We start from the raw sequence: 4987 nt of genomic DNA, 5'->3' as shown, positions 1-4987 counted from the left end.
CAATCTCGAGACATTCTCGACCGGCCTCACGCACCAATGCCGCAGTTGAGGCTGCATCTTCGGTCTCTTCAAGGTAGATCAACGCCACATCCGCACCTTCGCGGGCATAGGCAATCGCCACGGCGCGGCCGATACCACTGTCGCCGCCGGTGATGATTGCCTTCTTGCCCCTTAGACGCCCGCTGCCCTTCCATCTCACCTCGCCGTGATCAGGGCGCGGTTCCATCTTCTGGAAACTTCCGGGCAGTGATTGCTGCTGTCTGGGAAAAGGCGGTTTGGGGTAGTCGGTCATGTGAACCTCTCCGTTCATGGTCCCTGCTACTCTACGGGTGGTGGCGTCAGTCTGCGGATCGCGTGATTCAGAAGAATCCGCCCCAATTGCTCGGCCAGCACGCGCGTGTCTTCGCTCTCCAGTTCCAAGCCTTGAATGTCGTCCGAAACCAGACGAATTCCGTGCGTGCCGCTACGATAGAAATGAAGCGTCATTGAGGTGTGGTCGTGCATCTACCTAACCTTTGGCTCTACCCAAAAGGCGCTCAAGGCGTGGTTTTGGTTGGGGTTAAACTGTGGAATGGTTTTGGTGCCGGATTGATGCCGGAGAATGGCAAGCTGATGAGGTGCGTCCGTCCCATTGGCGTGATCAGATAAGATGAGTCTTCCGATTTGCATTTCCATGCGAAACCCTCCATTTGACTGATGTCAGCAAACATGTATTGCGCGTCAAGCGTTCCCGAAGAACTTTCCCGACAAACAAAAATGAACCTATCGGGAAGCGGTCCTGCGAAGTTTCCTCGATCATCTCCGCAGGAATCGTGGCACCTTATCACGGTCGCGATCACCCGAACATTTGACGGGTCTGCTCAAACAGGAGCCATAGCGAGCACCAAGACTAACAGTTGCTCGGCGGCCAGTGGCTGCAGCTCTCCTCGGACCGCAAATCCGCCACGTTCGGGTTGATCTTGTTTATCCGACCGGCAAATCACATTGCCCTGATCGATGATATTGCATAACCAGCGTCCATGCTGGCATGGATCGAGACGCATAGCTCTGCTCTGCAAGTTGTCGTGGGCCTGACGACCGCGCTTGTCTGGGTGATTTATCTGCACATCCTCGTCTCGGGTTTGCGGCGACAGCGCCGCTCCGAGATCCTGATTACTCTTGGCGGCAAACGGGACATGTCAGGAAGGGTCATGGTCAGCAATCTCGGCTTCGAACCGATCTATATCCTAGACATCCTGCTGAAATTGAGTGCCGATCTTCGGGAAGAGACGGTTTCGGTCGCAGAGCGTGGCAAGCAGGACGAGCGTGGCCAGGATCCCTCGGATAAGTCCACTCTGCAGACGCCCCTGAAGACTGGCGACATGATCGATATCGGAGAAATCGCGACATTGCTGGATCGTGCGGGCGCGGGGTCCTCAGGCTCACCTGTCGAGGTCACTCTATCGCGCATCGACATCACCGTCGTCGCCGTCACGGCGGCCACGTCCAGCATTGTCGCGGCCCAACGCAGCTTTGACGTTGAGCAAGGCGGGGATGGTCCTGAAAGATTGCGTCCGCACTCTCTCTACGCCCGACAGATCCGAAGCCGCCGTGAGCGTCGCAGGATTGAACAGGACATGCAGCGCAGCCTGTAGGCTAGTCTGAGCCTGTCATTTTTCGCGTCAGATTGCGATCGTCATGGCGACGTGCAAGCCTGTAGGAGAATTGTGACAGTCGATTGTGCCGTTCAGCTGTTCCTCCACCAGGGACCGCATCAATCGACTACCGAAACCGTCATCAGGCGCCTGTGCGGGCTGATCGCATTTCGAGTGCTCGAGCCAATCGATCGTGAGATTGCTACCTTGACGATGGCATGAGACCTCGACCCACCCCTCGTGTGATCTGAACGCTCCGTATTTCGACGCATTTGTCATCAACTCGCCAAAGGTCAGGGCGAGCGGCGTCAAGGTCTGCATGCTCAAAGGCAGGCTGTCGCCAGTGAGACGGAGGCGGGAACCGTCTCCCGAAACGAAGGGATCCGCCAGAGCCCGCAACAGAGCATTCAGGGTGGGCATCTGATCCAGCAGCTCGGATCCCGGCAAGGAGGAGGGCGCCACCAGTGAATGGGCTCGGGCGAGTGCACTGAGTTTGGCATCAAGCACGGTGCAACGCGCCGGGTTTGCCGGAGGCTCCAACTCTTGAGTAGATGGAGTCATCATGAGCAAGACGACGAACAAGTTTTCCGCTGAGGTCCGCGAGCGCGCCGTGCGTATGGTCTTCGACAATCCGGGTCAGCACGGATCGCGCTGGCAGGCGATCGCTTCGGTGGCCGCGAAGAGCCTCGCAACAATGCTGGTTAATTGCGTCAACCTGCGCAGTTACGGATCGCCTTCCACCTTCCGCATGACCCAAGGCACGGTGAAACCATGGACGGCAGTGGATAGCAGTATGACGAGGGCGACGATTGCCCAGAGCAGATCCTCATTCAGGAAATCGACATGAGACTGCGCGTAGCTGAGGTAATAGATAGAGCCAATCCCACGCACGCCGTAAAGGGCCGTCACGCCACGCTCTGACGCGGTCATGCCGCTGCCGAGAAGCGCGATCAGTCCAGAGAGCGGTCGGACGAGCAAAAGGAACAGGATCGCGAGAGCGATCTCGCCGATGCTCAGTGCCTGGAACAGGGCCGGCAGTGTGGTTCCGAGGGCGACCAGCAGCAGCGCGGTCAGAGCCTCCTCGAGCGCGGCCGAGAAGTCGTGAAGCCTGCCGTGATAGCGGTGACCCTCCTCGATGCGCCGCAATCGCATGCCTAGAACCGCAACGGCAATGAAGCCGTAGCCTTCGGCCAGTTCGGTCGTGCCATAGCACAGCATGATCCCGGCCAGCGCGATCACCCCGCTGCCGGTATCGGCCAGCAGCGCCCCACGCGGGACCGAGAAGAGCACATGACCAAGGAGGCGCGCACCCACCCAGCCCATCAGCACCCCGACACCGATCCGGTATACGAGATCCACGGTGAGCCAGTGGGCGAGCCACGCGCCGGGCTCCGGTCCCTGCAGAGCGACGGCGATGGCGAGATAGACGAACGGGAAAGCGAGCCCATCGTTAAGTCCGGCTTCGGTGGTGAGCGTGAACCGGACAGCGTTTTCGCGACCTTCGTGAGGCGGTCCGACCTGCACGTCGGCGGCCAGAACCGGATCGGTAGGTGCCAAGACCGCGCCCAGTAACAGGGCGGCGGCGAAGGTGAGCCCCGACAGAAGCGTTCCCAGCAACGCGGTCGTGGCAATTGTCAGCGGCATCGCGATGGCCAGAAGTCGGATCGTGGGCCACCACTTTTCCAGGGGTCCAAGGCGGTCGATCCGCATGCCGGCCCCGAACAATGCGATGATAACGGCAAGTTCGCTCACAATCTCCCAGACCTTCGGAGTCAATCTCGGATCCAACGGGTTCGAGAATGTCGGCAGCGCGAGCGACGCCGTAGCGCCCAGAAGGATCATCAGCGGAGGGGCAGTCGGCTCCTCGCGTGACAGAAGCCGGGGCAACCAAAACGCCAGGATGACGATCGCTCCGGCGCCGGCCATAAGCTGGTGATAGCCCGCGAAGGCGAAGAAGTTTTCGTTTGTCACGGCGCGCCTTTCATCGACGCGATCGGGGCCTTGACGGGACGTCACAGGCTCCCAACCGGGTTCGTTGGGGAAGCTGTCAGGAGTTACCCGAAGACGGAATTCCATCGATTCCGTTTGGTTCCGCGCTGTGTAGATGTGGGTCGCCCGTCGCGTTACGTTGATTCGGAATTCTTTCCGCTCTACCGCATCGCCCGGAAGCGACATCGATCCGGGTCATGCGGAACGATTATTGGCCTGATATCGTTCTGATTTCGGATGACCTTGACAGATCTTCCCAGACCGAGGACCTGCTATTCAGAATTATGGCACCCGCTTGGCTCAGCTCCTTGGTAGGGCTCGGAGATGACATCCAAGGTTTCCTGACCACGTGACTGAGGAGGTGTTGATGGCGCCGGAAATTGGTGCAATGGAATTCTCGAATAAGATCGCTAAAAATGAGAAGAGAGGCGAGTCCGTTCCGCCGAATACCAGAAGAAGCACAACGCCCGGCTTTGCTGCCACAGGCTGCAAGCCTGAGGAGATCCAGGCGCCCGACACGGGGATCGATCTATGGAACGACAGACAGCTCCTACCAAATACGAGACTCTATCGAGTCAGGAAAGGTTATGTCGTAGAGCTGTATAAAATCGGCGAAGGCAAAGAGTTGATGACGCATCTATTCACCCCAGGGGATATCGTAAATGGTCAGGCGCTCTTTTTCGAGGATCGGCTCGTATCCTTCGCTGCCGCGGGAACTGTTGAACTCGAGATTTACGATCCCGATCATATCGCAAATTCATTGCTCCATTCTGAAACCTGTCGAAACTATTTACAGCGCGCCGAATTCGCGCGTAAGACGCTTATTGACCACGCTGTCTTGAACCTGAACTGCCTCTCCTCATCACAGCGTGTCGCGCACTTCTTTTGCGAACTGAGCACCAGACTTGGAATATATGGGCAAGCTCGCAGCATTACCTTTACTTTACCGCTCATGCAGCGTGATCTTGCGGGGTATCTTGGAAACTGCGCAGTTCATTTCAACCGAGTCGTGCGCGCGTTGAGGCGGGAGAACATCATGACCTGGGCGGGCGGCCGGGTGGTCATTTCCCGCTGGGATGACCTCGCGCGACATGGAAGGTTCAATCCTGAGTATTTGCGTGCTTGCTGCCCGGATCGTCCTATTCGGCCTCGTTCGGCAGAATAAGACAGCGAGGGAACCGCGTGTCTCCAAGCGTCTGGTCAGACTGCGTTTTGGCACGCGCACCAAGGCAGCAGGTGTTGGATGTCACTGAGAACTGACCCAGCAACGATCAAAATTGTCACTGAGAATTGACCCATGTGGAACCCTGCCCCTGACGGGATTTGTCGGGGGTCATTGGAGTGATCGACATGGATTTTTTGAG

The 4987-nt window shown here is 58.0% G+C and carries 6 protein-coding genes; 2 read left to right on the top strand and 4 right to left on the bottom strand.

Annotation, left to right across the window (positions count from 1 at the left end):
* A partial coding sequence (locus J7359_RS19690; protein ID WP_209059893.1) for an SDR family NAD(P)-dependent oxidoreductase occupies positions 1-292 on the bottom strand: 292 nt, incomplete at its 3' end.
* Between the two features lie 26 nt (positions 293-318).
* Entirely contained in the window at positions 319-504 is a 186-nt protein-coding gene (locus J7359_RS19685; protein WP_209059883.1) for a hypothetical protein, read from the bottom strand.
* Positions 505-1019: 515 nt separating this feature from the next.
* On the opposite strand from J7359_RS19685, the gene J7359_RS19680 reads away from it, so the two are divergent.
* Positions 1020-1634: a hypothetical protein gene (locus tag J7359_RS19680; protein WP_209059880.1), complete on the top strand. Its 615-nt coding sequence runs from the start codon at positions 1020-1022 to the stop codon at positions 1632-1634.
* A gap of 27 nt (positions 1635-1661) precedes the next feature.
* Here J7359_RS19680 and J7359_RS19675 read toward each other — a convergent pair whose 3' ends face one another.
* Complete coding sequence (locus tag J7359_RS19675; protein ID WP_209059877.1) at positions 1662-2216, bottom strand: sensor histidine kinase; 555 nt, start codon at positions 2214-2216, stop codon at positions 1662-1664.
* 141 nt (positions 2217-2357) lie between these two features.
* Positions 2358-3710, bottom strand: a complete 1353-nt coding sequence (locus tag J7359_RS19670) for a cation:proton antiporter (protein WP_247740553.1) — start codon at positions 3708-3710, stop codon at positions 2358-2360.
* A gap of 280 nt (positions 3711-3990) precedes the next feature.
* On the opposite strand from J7359_RS19670, the gene J7359_RS19665 reads away from it, so the two are divergent.
* On the top strand, positions 3991-4788 hold the full coding sequence (locus J7359_RS19665; protein ID WP_209059874.1) for a Crp/Fnr family transcriptional regulator: 798 nt from the start codon (positions 3991-3993) through the stop codon (positions 4786-4788).
* Positions 4789-4987: the final 199 nt, after the last annotated feature.

Source organism: Paracoccus sp. R12_2, from assembly GCF_017744015.1.
GTDB lineage: Bacteria > Pseudomonadota > Alphaproteobacteria > Rhodobacterales > Rhodobacteraceae > Paracoccus.
This window is presented reverse-complemented; position numbering and strand designations above follow the sequence as displayed.

Coding starts and splice junctions, on each gene's coding strand:
- J7359_RS19685 (WP_209059883.1), bottom strand. CDS start 504: ATGCACGACCACACCTCAATGACGCTTCATTTCTATCGTAGCGGCACG.
- J7359_RS19680 (WP_209059880.1), top strand. CDS start 1,020: ATGCTGGCATGGATCGAGACGCATAGCTCTGCTCTGCAAGTTGTCGTG.
- J7359_RS19670 (WP_247740553.1), bottom strand. CDS start 3,710: ATGGAATTCCGTCTTCGGGTAACTCCTGACAGCTTCCCCAACGAACCC.
- J7359_RS19665 (WP_209059874.1), top strand. CDS start 3,991: ATGGCGCCGGAAATTGGTGCAATGGAATTCTCGAATAAGATCGCTAAA.